This is a genomic window from Rhizobium sp. WW22 (genome assembly GCF_047041135.1).
Lineage (GTDB): Bacteria > Pseudomonadota > Alphaproteobacteria > Rhizobiales > Rhizobiaceae > Rhizobium.
Genome location: NZ_CP178199.1, coordinates 743184 through 759654, shown reverse-complemented (window position 1 = coordinate 759654; position 16471 = coordinate 743184). Strand labels below are relative to the sequence as shown.

Genomic DNA, 16471 nt, shown 5'->3' with positions numbered 1-16471 from the left:
AGAGGCAAATTTCGCGTTTGCCTTGATCGCCACATCACTTTCAGCAACGCAATGTTGCAATGCAACAATTTTCCCTGGACAAATCGAGGGGCTGGCCTAGATCATGCATCCAGCACGCCGTCCTGCTTCATCGGGCGACGGCGAAGCGGCAATGGCGGGCGCCGTGTTTCCGGCATTCGCCGAAGGTCTAAAAACGGCGAGGTATGCGTTTGCTGGCTTCCGAAGCGGATGAAGTCGTCTTTGAACATCTGAGCGAGAACCGATCGCGGGCGGCATTGAGAGGCGCCTTCTGGTCGGCGCTGGACACACTTATCCCGACGGCGCTCAACAGCCTGGTCTTCGTCGTCACCTCGCGTTTTCTTCTGCCCCAGGATTTCGGCCTGGTCGCACTCGCCTTCGCCATCGTCAGTTTCGCTTCCGGTTTCGGTCCGACGGCCTTCGGCGAGGCCTTGATCCAGCAGAAATCCATTCGGCGCAGCCACCTCGATACGGTCTTCTGGCTATCCTTCGCCTCCGCGGCAATCCTCTATGCCGCGCTGTTTCTGCTTTCCCCGTTTCTCGCCCATTGGGTCGGACATGACGACATCGTCAAGCTGCTGCTGATCATCGGCCTGAAAATCTTCTTCGACATGATGATCATCGTGCCAAACGCCCTGATCGGCCGCACGATGTCCTTCCATCTCGCAGCTGCCCGCACGGCGATCGCCACCACCGTTTCGGCGACGATCTGTCTTGCGCTGATCTTCGCCGGTTTCGGGCTATGGGCGCTTGCAATTGCCCAGATCGCAGCTCCCGCTGCTGCCTGCGTTGCCGCATTCTGGGGCGCAAGATGGCTGCCGGGTTTCCGTATCAAGCTCTCGAGCCTGCGCGAATTGCTGCATTACGGCATCTTCGCCTCGGGCAACCGCTTCCTCCAGACCATGAATCTCGACCAGCTGATCATCGGCACGCTGGTGAGCCCGGCCGCTCTCGGTATCTATAATTTCGCTCGGCGGCTCTACGAGATGCTCAACAATGTCGTTGCGGGCGGACTGAATTCGGTCAGCCACGTGCTGCTCTCCTCGCTGCAGCACGATAAGGACAAGGTGCGCGAAGCCTTCCTCATGGCGACCTTCGGCTGCTCGCTGGTGTCTTTCCCGGCCTTCATGGGGCTTGCGGCGGTCGCCGACGATGCCATTCCGCTGATCTTCGGACCGCACTGGGCCGCCGCCATCTGGCCGGTTCGTTTCTTCTGCGTCATCGGCCTGATGGCCGGTATCGGCATCATCCAGGCCTCCCTGATCACCAGCCAGGGCAGATCCGACTGGTGGTTCTACTATCAGCTGGTGCGCAACGTCGTCTCGATCCTCACCGTGCTCATTCTTCACCAATACGGGGTGACAACGGTCGTATTTGGTCTCATGCTCGGAGTAGTGATGCTCTGGCCGGTGACGCTGTGGATGGTGTCGCGATTGATCGGTCTCAGCATCGCGGAATATTTCGGTCAGTTCCTGAGACCCATCGCCGCTTATCTCGGCATGCTTGTCGCCGTGCTGGCAATCTCGTCGGCCCTAGTCAACCAACCGCTGGCAGAACGCCTTATCTGTGAAGTCCTAGTCGGTGGCCTCGCCTATTCGGCCCTCATCCTTCTCCTATGCAGAGAAAGGGTCCTCTTCCTCGTGCGAACGACGCTGCAAGGCCGTCGCGCGAAGGCACAGTAGCAGTCGTCGCGAACAAGGACGGAAAAGGCTCATTCCATCTCGCGATAGAATACCAAGTCGGAAAGGCGGCTCATGACACTGGTTACGTTCATCATTCCCGTTCGCCATCAGGCCAATTCCAATGATTGGCCGGCGCTGAAACGGCGGCTGTCGCAAACGATCGCATCGATCGCCGGGCAGTCCAACAAAAACTGGCGCGGCGTTGTCGTCGCCAATGAAGGCGCCGATCTGCCGGATCTGCCGCCGAATTTTACGGCAGAACGCGTGACCTTCCCGCCAAACCAGCTGCATGACATCAACGGCGCCGATCGCGAGAAGGTCTATGATGCATTCCGGCTGGACAAGGGCCGCCGCGTCCTGAGCGGCATGCTATCCGCGCGGGATACCCGTTTCTTCATGATCGTCGACGACGATGATTTCGTCAGCGCCAACATCGTGGATTTCGCGGCTGGAAATAGCGATGCCAACGGCTGGAAAATCAACCGAGGCTATCTTTGGAACGAAGGCGGCAGACTGCTTATGCATCACAACGACTTCGCCAATTATTGCGGTACGTCGCTGATCATTCGCTCCGATCTCTATCGCTTGCCGGCGACCTTCGAGGATGCGGAGATCGATTATATCAAATCCATGCTCGGCAGCCACGTGCGCATCGGCAAGCTGCTGGCCGACGCCGGCTCTCCGCTCGGCTCGCTGCCCTTCCGCGGCGCGATCTATCGGGTCGGCCATGCCGGCGCCCACAGCAAATCCTCCAATCTCATCAGGACCCATTTCCTCAACCGGTCGGTGCTGACAAGTCCGCGCCAGTTCCTGGGCAACCTTTCGCGGGTGCGCCCGCTCGATCGCAACCTTAGAAACGAGTTCTTCGGCGCGCGGGCCGCCGGATAGCTTAGGCGTAACCTTTCCCCTCACGAGGTTTCGATCAATGCCGGCTGATGCAACGAGACACAGATATGCCGCCCTGGATGCGATGCGCGGTCTGGCGGCATTCGCCGTCGTCGTCTATCACCTCGACAGGCCCTATGCGCCTTCGGCCTATATCGCGGTCGATTTTTTCTTCGTGCTCAGCGGCTTCGTGATTGCCAGGGCCTATGGTGAAAAACTCGCGAGCGGCATGACCGTGCTGGCCTTCATGAAGGCTCGCTACGCGCGTCTCTATCCGCTCTTCCTCATCGGCAGCGTCTACGGCCTTGTGCAATTGCTGCTGCACTGGCAGGCATCCGGTGTCGGACGGGCCGATCTTGCCGCGAGCATCCTTACGACCATATTCATGCTGCCTTCGCCGAGTTTTCTGACGCGGTCGGCGGGCGACATCTTGGCGCTTTATCCGCTGAATGGCCCCGCCTGGTCGCTATTTTGGGAGCTGCTGGCCAATCTCATATTCGCGCTCGTGCTGTTCAGATTGAAAACGCGGAGCCTGATCCTCACAGCCGCCGCATCTCTGGCGCTGCTGATCGGCTCCGTCTTCCTGCACAAATCGCTCGATCTCGGCTGGGAATGGCACTCGGTGGACGGCGGCCTTGCCCGCGTCTTCTTTTCCTTCACGCTCGGAATGATCATCTACCGGCTTCGAAACAGCACCGCGATTGGCTGGACCATGAACAGCTATGCCGCCCTGCTGCCCATTGCGGTGATCTTAATCTTGCTGTTTCTCCCCACCTATTCGCTGAAATATGCGCTTGTTTTCTGCATCCTGATCTCGCCGCTCATCGTCCTTGCCGGTACGATGCTGGAACTGCCAGAGAGGCTGCAACGGCTCGGTATCTTTCTCGGCTATCTCTCCTATCCCATCTATATGTGCCATCGCGGCTTCACTGAGATTTACGGGCATCTGATGCGCGATACCCACTTACCGCAGGCCGTCTACATCGCGATCTATCTCGTCGCGATTTCCATCATCGCGTTCGTCTCTGCCAAGCTTGCTGAAATCCTGGTTCGCTATATCGGCGCCTCGAAAGGCGCTCACAAAGGCATCGAAGCCAGCCAACGCGGCTGACTGTCTCCGGAGATCACGTGTGGACGGCGGCAAGTGCGATGGCATCGGCGACCTCGTCACACCGCTCCGAAAGATTGGCCGTCGCAACGCGCAAGTGGCTGCTGGGCAGGATCGAGAATTTTGCACCGGGATGCACCGCGATGCCTCGGGCAGCAAGCGTCACCATCGCGAAAGGCTCCGACGAGACCGGCACCCAGGCACATAATCCCTCTCCGTGCCACGCATCGACGCCGCGCTCGCAAAGCGCATCGATGAGCCCTGCGCGGCGTTCCCGATAGGTCCTGCGGGCATGATCCAGGCACGATGCCGTCGCCGGATCGCGCAGCAGCCAGGCAGCCGCCGCCTGCAGGATACGGCTGGTCCAGCCGGAACTAAAGCTGCGATAGGACTGGATCTGGTCGATGATCGCCCGTGAGCTCGACAATACGGCGAGGCGCAGGTCCGGCCCGTGCGTCTTCGAGTAAGACAGAATATGGATGACCCGATCCGGAAAGAGATGTCCCATCGAATGACGTGGTGCCGTCGAGATATCGGCAATGCCATCGTCCTCGACGATCAGCGTATCCTTGTCGCGAAGGATCTCCGTGAGGCTTGCCATGCGTGCCGGGCTCACGCTCTGGCCGGTGACGGAATGGATGCGCGGCTGGAAGATGAAAGCGACCGGGCGATATTTTAGCGCTTCTTCCAGCGAGGCCGGCAGCGGCCCCTCCCCGTCGCATTTCACCGGAATGATGCGGGCGCCCCGATCCTCGAGAATATCGAGAAGCCGCATGCCCGTCGGATCTTCGATCGCAACGGCAGCACCCGGCATGACGAGGGCGTTGATCAGGGTGTAGACGGCATTGTAGCCGCCATTGGTCGCCAGGAACGCCTCCGGCTCATAGGGCCATGTCTTCCTGACCTCGCGCTCAAGCTCCGGCAGGATGCGGCTGCGCTCGTAGCTGTTGAGATTTTCGGCCGAGGCGCCATAGGCCATCGCCGCCTCCAGCTTTGGCAGCAGGCGAACATCGGGAACGGCTGCTGTCAGATTGAGGGCGTCGGAACCGTAATCGCCGACACTTGCTAACCGCGCCGGCTTCGCGACGAAGCGGTCGCCGCTGACCCATGTGCCATTCCTGCCGCGTCCGCTGATGATCTTCTGACGTCTGAGTTCGCTCCAGGCTTCCGACAGGGTCGCCGGGCTCACGCCAAGGACAAAGGCGAGGTCGCGGATCGGCGGCAGCTTGGTTCCAACAGGCAACACACCGGCTCGGATGAGCGCGCTCGTTTCAAGCGCGATGCCACGGATGGTCCGATCGCTCAATTGTGAGGCAAACCATTTCGCATCCCGCTCTTCGCTCATTTTGACACCATTTTTAATGTTCAATAACGTAATAACATTTGATCGACTTATATTGAACATTTACTCGTTGAGAAAACAAGTTTTCCCGCGAGTGAATTTCATGCCCCTTACTCTCCGCCTTGCCCTCCGCGACTGGGACTATATGACGCCTTTAGTCCTGGGCGATGTCTCCTCCCCGAAACTCGACATCAAGGTGGATCGCGTCGGCACGCTGGTCTCGCATGTTGGGAAGAGCGACGCCTATGACGCGGCGGAAACATCCTTCAGCCGCTACACGCAGATGCGCATCGACGGCGACGAGAGCGTGGTCGGCATACCGAACTTCATCATGCGCGGCTTCCGCCATCGCTGCGTCATCACGACCAAGGAAAGCCCGATCACGAGCTTCGCCCAATTGGCCGGCAAGCGTATCGGCGTCACCGGCTGGCGCGACTCCGGCAATACCTGGACGCGGGCAGCGCTACGCCGCGAAGGCGTCGGCGTCGAAGATGCCATATGGTATGCCGGCCGCCTCACTGAAGCCCATCCGATCACCGACCGCCTTGATGGCTTTGGCCGTCCCGGCCGCATAGAGGCGGCACCCGGCGAAAGGCCGATGGTGGACCTGCTGAAGGAAGGGCTGCTTGACGCGATCTTCACGCCCTTCATGCCGGACGGCTATTTTGCCGGCAACTCCGGCTTCCGCCAGCTCCTGCCCGATTTCCGCGCGGCCGAGCATCGCTATTTTGCCGATGTGGGCTATGTACCGGGGATGCACCTGATCGGCCTGAAGGCTGAGATCGTCGCCGAGCATCCCTGGGTCATTGCCGAATTGAGCAGGTTGATCGACGAATCGCAGCGCATGTGGCTCAGCAAGCGTCGCAAATATGCCGAAACCACGCCCTTCATGCTCGACGAACTGTTGAAATCGGCAACCGAGCTGCCCGAAGGGTGGGATGCGAGCGGCTTTGCCGCCAACCGCAAGATGATCGCCGATTTCGCCGAGGAGCTGCATGTGCAGGGCATCCTGCCGCGGCTGATGACGCCGGAGGAACTCTTCCCGTTCGACGTTGATGGCAGCCGGACAAGCGCTGCCTGACGACCACATCGTATCAGAGACACAAAGCAAAAAGGGGAATGAACATGTCGCTGAAGAAAATGATCTACATCGCCCTGGCAACCTGACGATGTCGGGTGCTGCCTTCGCCGAGGATGCGAGCCTGCCGAAACTTTCGGTCAACAAAGATCTGCAAGCCAAGCTGCCGGAAGCGATCCGCACATCGGGCAAGATGATCTCCGTCAACAACGGCTCCTTCCCTCCCTATGAGATCGTCACGGGCACCAAGCTGACCGGCGCCAGCGCCGATCTGACCGACGCGATCGGCGAGGTGCTTGGCGTGAAGATCGAGCATGAAAGCGTCAGCGGCCTGCCCGCCATCCTCGCGGGCATCAATTCCGGCCGCTATCAGTTTGCCTTCGGGCCGATCGGCGATTTCAAGAGCCGCGAGGAAGCCAACGACTTCGTCGACTGGGTGCAGGAATTCGTCGTCTTCGCCGTCCAGAAGAGCAATCCGAAGGGGATTACCTCGCTCGACAGCGCCTGCGGCCAGCGCATCGCCGTCATGGCCGGCGGATCGGCCGAAAAGGTGATCCAGGTTCAGGCCGAGAAGTGCAAAACCGACGGCAAGGGTGCAATTGAAGTCCAATCCTTCACCGACCAGCCAAGCTCTATTCTCGCGGTCCGCTCCAAGCGCTCCGACGCCTTCTTCTCCTCGCAAGCCCCGCTCACCTATTTCGTCTCTCAGGCGAACGGCCAGCTCGAATTAACGGGCGTCGGCCAAAAAAACGGTTTCGAGGATCTCTATCAAGGTGCCGTCGTGCCGAAAGGCTCGCCGCTCGGTCCGATCCTCAAGGAGGCCGTCAAGGTTCTTATGGACAACGGCACCTATGCCGCCATTATGAAAAAATGGGGCCTTGAGAACAACATGATCAAGGAACCCGGTATCAATCTTGGCGGGACGTTGCCGAAATGAGCTCGAACTCCAGAAACAACGCATCGCCTTCCGGCGATGCGGGGGAGCGGGATGTGGCGAATGCCCACACACCGTTCCCGAAGGGTCGTGTGGCAGCCTGGATCGTTACCCTTGCGATCGCGGCCTATTGGGCCTGGTCGGTCGCGCGCAATGAAAACTTCGGCTGGCATGTCGTCGCCCAGTACTTCTTCGACCCCGTCGTCATCAGCGGCCTCTATGTCTCGCTCGGGCTGACCGTCGTCGCCATGGTGCTCGGCATCGTCTTCGGCCTGTTGCTGGCGATTGCCCGCATGTCGAAAGACACCCTGGCAAGCACGCTCGCCTCCCTGTTCATCTGGTTCTTCCGCGGCACGCCGCTGCTCGTGCAGCTGATCTTCTGGTACAATCTTTCGACGCTCTTCCCGACGCTATCGATCGGCATTCCCTTCGGCCCGACCTTCGTCAGCTGGGACACGAATTCCGTCATCAGCCCGATGACGGCTGCCATCGCCGGCCTTGCTCTGAACGAAGCCGCCTACATGGCCGAAATCATCCGCGGCGGCCTGCTTTCGGTCGACAGAGGCCAGTTCGAGACCGCTGAAGCCTTCGGCATGACACGTATTCGGGCGCTGCGCCGCATCATCATCCCCCAGGCTATGCGCTCCATCGTGCCGCCAACCGGCAATCAGTTGATCAGCATGATCAAGGCGACCTCGCTCGTCAGCGTCATCGCCATGGCCGATCTGCTTTATTCAGTGCAGTCGATCTATAACCGCACCTTTGAGGTCGTCCCGATGCTGCTCGTCGCCGTCATCTGGTATCTGCTGATTACGTCGGTGCTGAATATCGGCCAGAGCTATATCGAGCGCTACTATAGCCGCGCCGACCGCCGCACCAGCGGGACGAAGGTGGCAGCAGACGGCACGCCCGCGCTTGTGCCGGCACAGGAGGCAGGCCAATGAACGCTTCCGTGAACTCAATCGTCAACGCCAGTCCCCTGGTACAGGCGCGCAACGTCCACAAGTCCTTCGAACATCTTGAAGTCCTGAAAGGCATCGACCTCGATGTGACGCCCGGTGAAGTCGTCGTCATTCTCGGGCCGTCCGGTTCCGGCAAGTCGACTTTCCTACGCTGCATCAATCATCTGGAATCGATCAATCGCGGTTCGATCGAAGTCGATGGCGAGCAGATCGGCTATCGGCTGAACAAGGGTCGGCTGGTCAAGCTCTCCAACCATGCGATCGCGCTGCAGCGGCGCAAGATCGGCATGGTGTTCCAGCAGTTCAATCTCTATCCGCATATGACAGCGCTGCAGAATGTCATCGAGGCGCCAATCGGCATTCATGGCGAAAGCCGCAAGCAGGCAACCGAGAATGCGCTGGCATTGCTCGACCGCGTTGGCTTGTCGGCCAAGGCTCACAACTACCCCCGGCAACTCTCCGGCGGCCAGCAGCAGCGCGTGGCGATTGCAAGAGCGCTGGCGATCAAGCCGAAGCTGATGCTCTTCGACGAACCGACCTCGGCGCTCGATCCGGAACTCGTCGGCGAAGTGCTCGCCACCATGCGCGACCTTGCCAGCCAAGGCCTGACGATGATCGTCGTCACCCACGAGATCGGCTTCGCCCGCGAAGCGGCCGACCGAGTCGTCTTCATGGATGGCGGCAAGATCGTTGAGCAGGGCAAGCCGGAGGATGTGATCGGCAATCCGCAGCATCCCCGCACCAGAAGCTTCCTGTCGCGCTTCATCTAGCGCGACAGCTCCATCATCAGTGCAGCCTGCACGCTTTCTGGCGGAAAGCGGCTCAAGCGAACCATTGGAACAGCCATGACCCTCGACAACGATTTCGCCCGCCTCTCGGATTTCGAGCCGATGAAGGCCGAACTGGCCGGCATCCGCCAGCATCTGCACGCCAATCCCGAGCTATCCTTCGAAGAGGCGGAAACCGCGCGCTTCGTCGCCGAGAAGCTGGAAGCTTGGGGCTATGAGGTGACGCGCAATGTCGGCGGTCATGGCGTCGTCGCGCGCATGACGGTTGGAGCCGGCAAGAAGAGCATTGCGATCCGCGCCGACATGGACGCCCTGCCGATCACCGAGCAGACCGGCGCCGCCTATGCCAGCAAGACGCCGGGCAAGATGCATGCCTGCGGCCACGACGGCCACACCACCATATTGCTCGGAGCGGCCGAATATCTCGCCCGCACCCGCCGCTTCAACGGCACCGTGAACCTGATCTTCCAACCGGCTGAGGAGGCGGGCGCTGTCAGCGGCGCTCCCGCGATGATCAAGGATGGCCTGTTCGAACGCTTTCCCTTCGACGTCATTTACGGGCTGCACAATCATCCGGGTGCTGCGGAGGGCACCTGGCTATTGCGCTCCGGCCCGCTGATGGCGGCCGCCGACACAGTTGAGATTACCATCATAGGCAAAGGCGGCCATGCCTCGCGCCCGCATCTGACTATCGACCCGGTGGTTGTCGCCTGCAACCTCGTCGTCAGTCTGCAGACAATCGTCGCCCGCAGCGTCGACCCGACCCAGACAGCAGTCGTGACCGTTGGCGCCATCCATGCCGGCGAAGTATCGAACGTCATTCCCGAAAGTGCGAAGATGCTGCTCACGGTTCGCTCCTTCGATCCGAAGGTGCGCGAGCTGCTTGAGGCACGCATCCGCAAGCTGACAGCGTCCATTGCAGAGGGTTATGGCGCAAGTGTCGAGATCGACTACGTCCATGGCCATCCGGTCGTCGTCAACTCGGAGAAGGAAACGGAATTCGCGCGAATGGTCGCCGAGGAACTTGTCGGCGCTGAGAAGGTCACCACCTGCGGCCTTATCCCCGGCAGCGAGGATTTCTCGCATTACCTAGAGCATAAGCCCGGCAGCTTCCTGCGCCTCGGCAACGGCGTGAACTCGGCCATCCTCCACAGCGCCAAGTATGATTTCGCCGATGAAAGCCTCACCGTCGGTGCCGCTATGTGGGCGCGTCTGACCGAGCGTTATCTCGACGCCTGAACCGGTTCCTGTCTGGATCGCAAGGCGGAGCTGGCGACGCCACGATAAACAGCAGCCCTGGCAACAAGCCGGGGCTGATCCGTTTTCTGGATGTCATGGAAAAAAGCGGAACTGCTCTAGACCCGCGAGCGCAGTACGATTCCTGCCTTTATAAATACTACTTATCGAATGATCCGAGACTATCGCCCGTTGCAGGCGCTGTATTTGCAGGCGTTTCAGTCCCCAGCCCGGCCTCCAGCTGCCCATTCCGAGTCTGCATTACCCGCCATTCATTTTCGAGGCGATCAATCACATACGTAGGAATTTCATTTCTTACGTTTTCAAACTCTTGCATCACGACCTCCATTGCCATGCGTTACTGGCATGACATGGAGGAGTTTCTTTGTAAATCAAGGCATTAAACTATTTAAACGATTAAAATATTTTCAATCGTTTGAAATATTGCCTTCTGTGGAAAAGATTCCAACAGCGTTAATGCGCGATGGGAGCCTACCGCTGCGAAGCGGGGTCATTGACGGCAGCAAAGCCGGGGTGGCGAGCAGCCGACGGTTGCAATCGGCCATCAAACTCCAGATCCTGCGCGCGTCCGATCGAATCATGTTGTTCGCGCATGGCGTCGGCCGCCTCGCGCACCACTTCGGAAATCTGCAGGAGCTGTTTGGCGAGAGGGCTCGTCCTGCGCCAGATCATGCCGATGGTGCGCGAGGGCTGCGGGCTTTGGAAGCGCACGGTCGACACCGAGGCCGAGCGGGTTTCCACCGCCACGGCCATCTCCGGTATCAAAGTGACGCCGATGCCGGCGCTGACCATCTGCACCAGCGTCGACAGCGAGCTGCCATCCATCAGTTCCCGCGGCAAAGCTGAATGGATGTTACAGAAGGAAAGCGCCTGGTCGCGAAAGCAGTGCCCCTCTTCCAAAAGCAGCAGCCGCATTTCGCGAAGCGCCTCGCGGTTGGGAACCGGCTTGCCTTCGTCCTCGCTCGGTCGCACCAACACGAAGTTTTCCGCAAACAGCGGCACTTCCGTCAGAGATGTCTCAGAGACGGGCAGAGCGACGATCGCCGTATCCAGCCTCCCCTCCTCCAACTCTTCGACCAGCTTCGACGTCAAAGTCTCGCGCACATGGATATCCAACCCGTCATAGATGCGGGAGAGATTGCCGATGATGCTCGGCAGCAGATAGGGCGCGACCGTGGGGATGATGCCGATGCGCAACCGGCCCACCGGCTGATCGCGCGACGCACGGGCAAGATCTCCCAGCTCATCGACAGAGCGCAGGATGTCGCGGACGCGGATCGCGAAGGCCTCGCCGAAATTGGTCAGCCGGACCTGTCTTGCGCCTCTTTCGAAGAGGTTCGTGCCGAGCTGCTCCTCCAGCTCCTTGATCTGCATCGACAAGGCGGGCTGAGAGATCGAGCATAGATCGGCGGCACGTCCGAAGTGGCCGAGCCGAGCCAGCGCTTCGAAATAGCGAAGCTGTTTGAGCGTGAAGTTTGCCATAAGTCTATCTTATCGCGCCAATCAGGAAATCCAACTTAAATTAATGGAAAGCCTTGGCTATAGTGCCGCAGCAAAGATGAGATGCGGCCGCCTGTCATACGAAGCTCATAATGAGAGCATTGACTGCGTTCAGTTCATCGATGCACGGACCGGTCGGAAGGCAGGGGATCCAAGCTTTGCCTGCTTCCACGTCTCCGTTTCACGCGAGGCCAGAATGACGAGAGATTCATGCGTCTGACATGTCGCTGCCATACCAGTTTTGGAACCGGGCCATTTCCCGGCGGGCTGGCAAAGCTCCTTCTCCGGTCGTCACAAATCAAATCATCGTAAGGGAGAGTATCATGGATACAAAAGTCGAGACTGCCGGCAAATGTCCGTTTCCGCATGGGAACACGAGCGTTTCCGCACGTTCGAACCGGGACTGGTGGCCGAATCAGCTGAACCTCAAGATCCTTCATCAGAACTCCGCGCTGTCCAGCCCGATGGGCAAGGCATTCAACTATGCCGAAGAGTTCAAGAAGCTCGATCTGGAGGCCCTGAAGAAGGACCTCACCGCCCTGATGACGGATTCGCAGGAGTGGTGGCCGGCCGACTTCGGTCACTACGGTCCGCTCTTCATCCGCATGGCCTGGCATAGCGCCGGCACCTACCGCACGGGCGACGGCCGCGGCGGCGCCTCCTCCGGCACGCAGCGTTTCGCTCCGCTCAACAGCTGGCCGGATAACGTCAACCTCGACAAGGCTCGCCGTCTCCTTTGGCCGATCAAGCAGAAATACGGCAACAGCATCTCCTGGGCCGACCTGCTGGTCCTGACCGGTAACGTCGCGCTGGAATCCATGGGCTTCAAGACCTTCGGCTTCGGCGGTGGTCGCGAAGATGTCTGGGAGCCGGAAGAGGACATTTACTGGGGCGCGGAAGATACCTGGCTCGGCGACAAGCGCTACAGCGGCGATCGCGATCTGGAAAACCCGCTCGCAGCCGTGCAGATGGGTCTCATCTACGTCAATCCTGAGGGACCGAACGGCAATCCGGACCCGCTTGCAGCCGCTCGCGACATCCGCGAAACCTTCGCCCGCATGGCAATGAACGACGAAGAAACTGTCGCCCTCATTGCCGGCGGTCACACCTTCGGCAAGACCCATGGTGCCGGTGACGCAGCCCATGTCGGCCCCGAGCCGGAAGCAGCCGGCATCGAAGAACAGGGCCTCGGCTGGAAGAACAGCTTCGGCACTGGCAAGGGCGGCGACACGATCGGCAGCGGTCTCGAAGTCACCTGGACCTCGACGCCGACCAAGTGGAGCAACAACTTCTTCTGGAACCTGTTTGGCTATGAATGGGAACTGACGAAGAGCCCGGCGGGCGCGCATCAGTGGGTGCCGAAGCATGGCGCCGGCGCCGGCTCGATCCCGGACGCGCATGACAAGTCCAAGCGTCACGCTCCTGCCATGCTGACCACCGACCTCGCCCTGCGCTTCGATCCGGCTTATGAGAAGATTTCCCGCCGCTTCTTCGAAAATCCAGATGAGTTCGCTGATGCCTTCGCCCGCGCATGGTTCAAGCTGACCCATCGCGATATGGGCCCGCGCGTGCGCTATCTCGGCCCGGAAGTGCCGAGCGAAGAGCTCATCTGGCAGGATCCGATCCCGGCTGCCGGTCCCGTATCGATCGAGCCCAGCGATGTCGCCGCCCTCAAGGCGGAGATTGCTGCATCGGGTCTCACCATCCCGCAGCTGGTTTCGACCGCCTGGGCTTCGGCTTCGACCTTCCGCGGCTCAGACAAGCGCGGCGGTGCAAACGGCGCTCGCATCCGTCTTGCTCCACAGAAGGACTGGGAGGCTAACCAGCCGGCACAGCTCGCTTCCGTGCTGGCAACGCTCGAAGGCATCCAGAAGAAGTTCAACGATGCCCAGACCGGCGGCAAGACTGTATCGATTGCCGATCTGATCGTTCTCGGCGGCTCGGTCGCTATCGAACAGGCTGCGAAGAAGGCCGGCCATGACGTGGTCGTACCCTTCGCTCCGGGCCGCACCGATGCGACGCAGGAACAAACCGATGTCGAGGCCTTCGCCGTTCTCGAGCCGATCGTCGACGGCTTCCGCAACTATCAGCGGCAGGCCTACACCGTCTCTTCCGAAGAGCTGCTGATCGACAAGGCACAGCTTCTGACGCTGACGGCGCCGGAAATGACCGCCCTCATCGGCGGCCTGCGTGTGCTGAATGCCAATGTCGGCCAGAGCCAGCACGGCGTCTTCACCAAGCGTCCGGAAACCCTGACCAACGACTTCTTCGTGAATCTGCTCGACATGGGCACGGAGTGGAAGGCCGTTTCGGATGCCAAGGACGTCTTCGAAGGCCGCGACCGGGCAACCGGCGACGTGAAGTGGACCGCGACACGCGCCGATCTCGTTTTCGGCTCCAACTCGCAACTGCGCGCGATCGCCGAAGTCTACGGCCAGTCCGATGCCGAGAAGAAGTTCGTCCAGGACTTCGTTGCGGCATGGACCAAGGTCATGAACGCCGACCGCTTCGACATCGCTTGATGCTGAAAATATCGGGCGCGATCAAAGGTGATCGCGCCCTTTTTCAACCGCCTTCAGAAACGGCATTTGGCCGTTTGCTTCTTTCGAACCACGCATTCAATCCCGTGCGTGCGGGCTGCTCGATCAGATAGTAGCTAAGCAACCCAAGGCATATGGCTATGACCAGCGCAGGCAGTTCGGCTAAGAGACCTTGCCGAGCCAGCACGTAAAACGGCTGCTGCCATAGATAGATTGAGAACGACATCCGCCCAAGTCGCCGAATAATGGAGCCTTCAAATAAAATCCTGGAAAAGCGAGTGGCGCTCTCGATCGAACACACGCTGATCGCCAGCAATAGGGTTTTAACGCCGAAAAATAGCCAGGCGACATCGGCGAACAAGCGCGCAGCCAAGCCGCAGAAAAATATCAAAGGTACCAACCATTCCAGGGGTAATCCGCGGCTTCGCTGCCCGATCAGCAGGAACAACCCAGCTGAAATCAAAATTGGCGCTGCCGCCCACCTGGCTCGACCAAAAAACGATAAATGGATTTTGCCCGTAAACGTCATATTGCAAAATGCCGGTGGCAAGTGCGGTAAGACCAAGCAACAAGAGGGAAAACCCCACGAACCTGTTACCGGCACCACGCAATGAAAAGGCTAGCAGCCCAAGCAGGAGGTAGCTGTGCTCTTCGACGCATAATGACCAAATGTGATCGAATATCGAGACGAAGGTGTGACTGGTAATTATGAAGTAGTTTAACGTGAAAGAAAGGGCGGCGAGGACAGCCGCAAGGTCGGGCGCAAGCGACGTTGACGAGAAGATCGCCGTATTCACCAAAACAAATATAAACAAAGTTGGATAGACGCGGCTGAAACGCCGAAGGAAGAAAGTGCCCAAAGGCATCTCCCTGACGAAAAGGATCTCGGCCATAAGGCGTCCGGAGAGCACGAAAAATAGATCCACACCGGCGGATCCAAGACCGGGCATGTACTTGTCGCCGCCGAAATGGCCCATCAATACCAGAAAGACGGCGAGTCCACGCCATCCATCAAGGGCCGGAATATAGGTCGGTCTTCCTGCTTCTGACATCGGTAACCGTCGGCTGCGCTATCGAACCGCTACCGTAAGGCGTCAATATTAATGAAATTACTTTAAGTACTATCGAAAGTAAGCACAGCGCCAACATTTGAAGTAATGCGATTTCACTACGAATACGTCTCAAACATGCACTCGTGAGATTGAATAATGATCGTGTGACAATCGGCAACGCTTCTAGCGGCCATTCCTCCGCACATCGAATCGTCCTCTTGCTCCGGCGCCATGCTTCCGGACGCAATTGGAAGCATCGAACACCGGCTGCAATGCATCGCTTGCAGGCTGCAGCTCAATCGACGCAGCACAGGGGCGCGGCGTTGTGCAACGGCAGCGGCAGGGTCATGACGGGATTGGGAATCGTAAGCGCATCCAGTGTCGCCGTCTGCTCGGGCGAGAGCTGGACATCGAGTGCGCCGATATCCTCATTGAGTTGTTCCAGCGTATGAACGCCGATAATCGTCGAAGATACGCCAAGGCGTCCCATTGCCCAGGCAAGAGCGACGCGTGCGGTCGTCGTACCGAGCTCGTCGGCGACGCGGAATAAGGCGTCCACGATTTCAAGATCCTGCTCATCGGGCCTTTGCGCCAATTGCGCCGCATGCCCCCGTCTCATGCCCGCATTATTGGCAGGCTTATATTTGCCGCTGATGAGACCGCCACTCAAGGGCGAATGCGAGACGACGCCAAGCCCCAATCCTGTTGCCAGCGGAATGAGCTCGTTTTCAAACAGCCTTGCTGCAAGCGAATATTCGATCTGCAGACCGATGAACCGAGCCCAGCCGTTGGATTGCGCCAGGAGGTGCGCATGCGCCACCTTCCAGGCAGGGGCATCGGAAATGCCGAAGTAACGCAATTTTCCGGACTGAACGAGATCGTGGAGCGCTGCCAGTATGTCTTCCAGGGGCGCCTGGATATCCCAATTATCAAGCCAATAAAGGTCGAGATAATCGGTGCGCAGCCGTCGAAGGGCCTGCTCGAAACCGGCTATCACGGCCTTGCGGCCAGGTGTTTCACCATCCCATTCGACATTGAATTTGCCAGCAATGACAAGATCGCCACGTCTGATCGAATTCTGGGCGATATAGGTGCCGACAACCGTCTGGCCGCCCGCTTTGACCGCTCCATTGCCAGTATCGAGGTAGTTGCCACCGAGTTCGAGATAGCGCGCCAGAACTGCAGCAGGCTGGTTTTCACGGGATGGCCAGACGCCCCCCGTATCAAAAGTCATGGTTCCGAGTGCAAGCGGACTGACGCGCAACTCCGAGCGGCCGAGTGCGGCATAGTCTTCGAGATGCATGCATAATCCCCCAGCCGGTCTG

At 59.4% G+C, this 16471-nt stretch carries 13 protein-coding genes and 1 pseudogene; 9 read left to right on the top strand and 5 right to left on the bottom strand.

Annotated features, from left to right (window positions below):
* The first annotated feature begins 203 nt into the window (after window positions 1–203).
* The 3 genes from ACK83U_RS22470 (at window position 204) to ACK83U_RS22460 (ending at window position 3696) form a co-directional block, all read left to right on the top strand.
* A complete protein-coding gene (locus tag ACK83U_RS22470; protein WP_112608880.1) occupies window positions 204–1700 on the top strand; it encodes a lipopolysaccharide biosynthesis protein in 1497 nt (498 codons plus the stop codon).
* 72 nt (window positions 1701–1772) lie between these two features.
* Window positions 1773–2588: a galactosyl transferase gene (locus ACK83U_RS22465; RefSeq protein WP_112335750.1), complete on the top strand. Its 816-nt coding sequence runs from the start codon at window positions 1773–1775 to the stop codon at window positions 2586–2588.
* 37 nt (window positions 2589–2625) lie between these two features.
* Window positions 2626–3696 (top strand): acyltransferase family protein, encoded by a 1071-nt coding sequence (locus tag ACK83U_RS22460; RefSeq protein WP_112608878.1) that lies wholly within the window; start codon window positions 2626–2628, stop codon window positions 3694–3696.
* 13 nt (window positions 3697–3709) lie between these two features.
* Here ACK83U_RS22460 and ACK83U_RS22455 read toward each other — a convergent pair whose 3' ends face one another.
* The gene (locus tag ACK83U_RS22455; protein ID WP_112608876.1) at window positions 3710–5038 is read right to left on the bottom strand and encodes a PLP-dependent aminotransferase family protein; all 1329 of its coding nucleotides are present in this window, start codon (window positions 5036–5038) and stop codon (window positions 3710–3712) included.
* 100 nt (window positions 5039–5138) lie between these two features.
* Here ACK83U_RS22455 and ACK83U_RS22450 point away from each other — a divergent pair, with 100 nt between their 5' ends.
* The 5 genes and pseudogenes from ACK83U_RS22450 (at window position 5139) to ACK83U_RS22430 (ending at window position 10036) form a co-directional block, all read left to right on the top strand.
* The gene (locus tag ACK83U_RS22450) at window positions 5139–6116 is read left to right on the top strand and encodes an ABC transporter substrate-binding protein (RefSeq protein WP_112336106.1); all 978 of its coding nucleotides are present in this window, start codon (window positions 5139–5141) and stop codon (window positions 6114–6116) included.
* Window positions 6117–6160: 44 nt separating this feature from the next.
* Window positions 6161–7050: pseudogene (locus tag ACK83U_RS22445) on the top strand (ABC transporter substrate-binding protein).
* The gene (locus ACK83U_RS22440) at window positions 7047–7991 is read left to right on the top strand and encodes an amino acid ABC transporter permease (protein ID WP_112399530.1); all 945 of its coding nucleotides are present in this window, start codon (window positions 7047–7049) and stop codon (window positions 7989–7991) included. Before ACK83U_RS22445 ends, ACK83U_RS22440 begins: the two are co-directional and overlap by 4 nt.
* Entirely contained in the window at window positions 7988–8779 is a 792-nt protein-coding gene (locus ACK83U_RS22435; RefSeq protein WP_412475004.1) for an amino acid ABC transporter ATP-binding protein, read from the top strand. Before ACK83U_RS22440 ends, ACK83U_RS22435 begins: the two co-directional genes overlap by 4 nt.
* A gap of 75 nt (window positions 8780–8854) precedes the next feature.
* A complete protein-coding gene (locus ACK83U_RS22430) occupies window positions 8855–10036 on the top strand; it encodes a M20 aminoacylase family protein (protein ID WP_112608874.1) in 1182 nt (393 codons plus the stop codon).
* Window positions 10037–10525: 489 nt separating this feature from the next.
* Here the strand turns inward: ACK83U_RS22430 and ACK83U_RS22425 are convergent, their stop codons facing one another.
* Window positions 10526–11536: a LysR substrate-binding domain-containing protein gene (locus ACK83U_RS22425; protein WP_112608872.1), complete on the bottom strand. Its 1011-nt coding sequence runs from the start codon at window positions 11534–11536 to the stop codon at window positions 10526–10528.
* 341 nt (window positions 11537–11877) lie between these two features.
* Here ACK83U_RS22425 and katG point away from each other — a divergent pair, with 341 nt between their 5' ends.
* Window positions 11878–14076 carry a catalase/peroxidase HPI gene (gene katG / locus ACK83U_RS22420; RefSeq protein ID WP_112608870.1) on the top strand — a complete coding sequence of 733 codons (2199 nt, stop codon included), beginning with the start codon at window positions 11878–11880 and terminating at the stop codon, window positions 14074–14076.
* 43 nt (window positions 14077–14119) lie between these two features.
* Here katG and ACK83U_RS22415 read toward each other — a convergent pair whose 3' ends face one another.
* From ACK83U_RS22415 to ACK83U_RS22405, 3 genes are all read right to left on the bottom strand, one after another.
* Window positions 14120–14455 (bottom strand): acyltransferase family protein, encoded by a 336-nt coding sequence (locus ACK83U_RS22415; protein WP_412475003.1) that lies wholly within the window; start codon window positions 14453–14455, stop codon window positions 14120–14122.
* Window positions 14418–15146, bottom strand: a complete 729-nt coding sequence (locus ACK83U_RS22410) for an acyltransferase family protein (RefSeq protein ID WP_412475002.1) — start codon at window positions 15144–15146, stop codon at window positions 14418–14420. The genes ACK83U_RS22415 and ACK83U_RS22410 overlap by 38 nt, the downstream gene beginning before the upstream one ends.
* 295 nt (window positions 15147–15441) lie before the next feature.
* A complete protein-coding gene (locus ACK83U_RS22405; RefSeq protein WP_112608868.1) occupies window positions 15442–16449 on the bottom strand; it encodes an aldo/keto reductase in 1008 nt (335 codons plus the stop codon).
* Between the last annotated feature and the right edge of the window lie 22 nt (window positions 16450–16471).

Coding starts and splice junctions, on each gene's coding strand:
- ACK83U_RS22440 (WP_112399530.1), top strand. CDS start 7,047: ATGAGCTCGAACTCCAGAAACAACGCATCGCCTTCCGGCGATGCGGGG.
- ACK83U_RS22470 (WP_112608880.1), top strand. CDS start 204: ATGCGTTTGCTGGCTTCCGAAGCGGATGAAGTCGTCTTTGAACATCTG.
- ACK83U_RS22460 (WP_112608878.1), top strand. CDS start 2,626: ATGCCGGCTGATGCAACGAGACACAGATATGCCGCCCTGGATGCGATG.
- ACK83U_RS22405 (WP_112608868.1), bottom strand. CDS start 16,449: ATGCATCTCGAAGACTATGCCGCACTCGGCCGCTCGGAGTTGCGCGTC.
- ACK83U_RS22450 (WP_112336106.1), top strand. CDS start 5,139: ATGCCCCTTACTCTCCGCCTTGCCCTCCGCGACTGGGACTATATGACG.
- ACK83U_RS22430 (WP_112608874.1), top strand. CDS start 8,855: ATGACCCTCGACAACGATTTCGCCCGCCTCTCGGATTTCGAGCCGATG.
- katG (WP_112608870.1), top strand. CDS start 11,878: ATGGATACAAAAGTCGAGACTGCCGGCAAATGTCCGTTTCCGCATGGG.
- ACK83U_RS22435 (WP_412475004.1), top strand. CDS start 7,988: ATGAACGCTTCCGTGAACTCAATCGTCAACGCCAGTCCCCTGGTACAG.
- ACK83U_RS22455 (WP_112608876.1), bottom strand. CDS start 5,038: ATGAGCGAAGAGCGGGATGCGAAATGGTTTGCCTCACAATTGAGCGAT.
- ACK83U_RS22465 (WP_112335750.1), top strand. CDS start 1,773: ATGACACTGGTTACGTTCATCATTCCCGTTCGCCATCAGGCCAATTCC.
- ACK83U_RS22425 (WP_112608872.1), bottom strand. CDS start 11,536: ATGGCAAACTTCACGCTCAAACAGCTTCGCTATTTCGAAGCGCTGGCT.
- ACK83U_RS22410 (WP_412475002.1), bottom strand. CDS start 15,146: ATGTCAGAAGCAGGAAGACCGACCTATATTCCGGCCCTTGATGGATGG.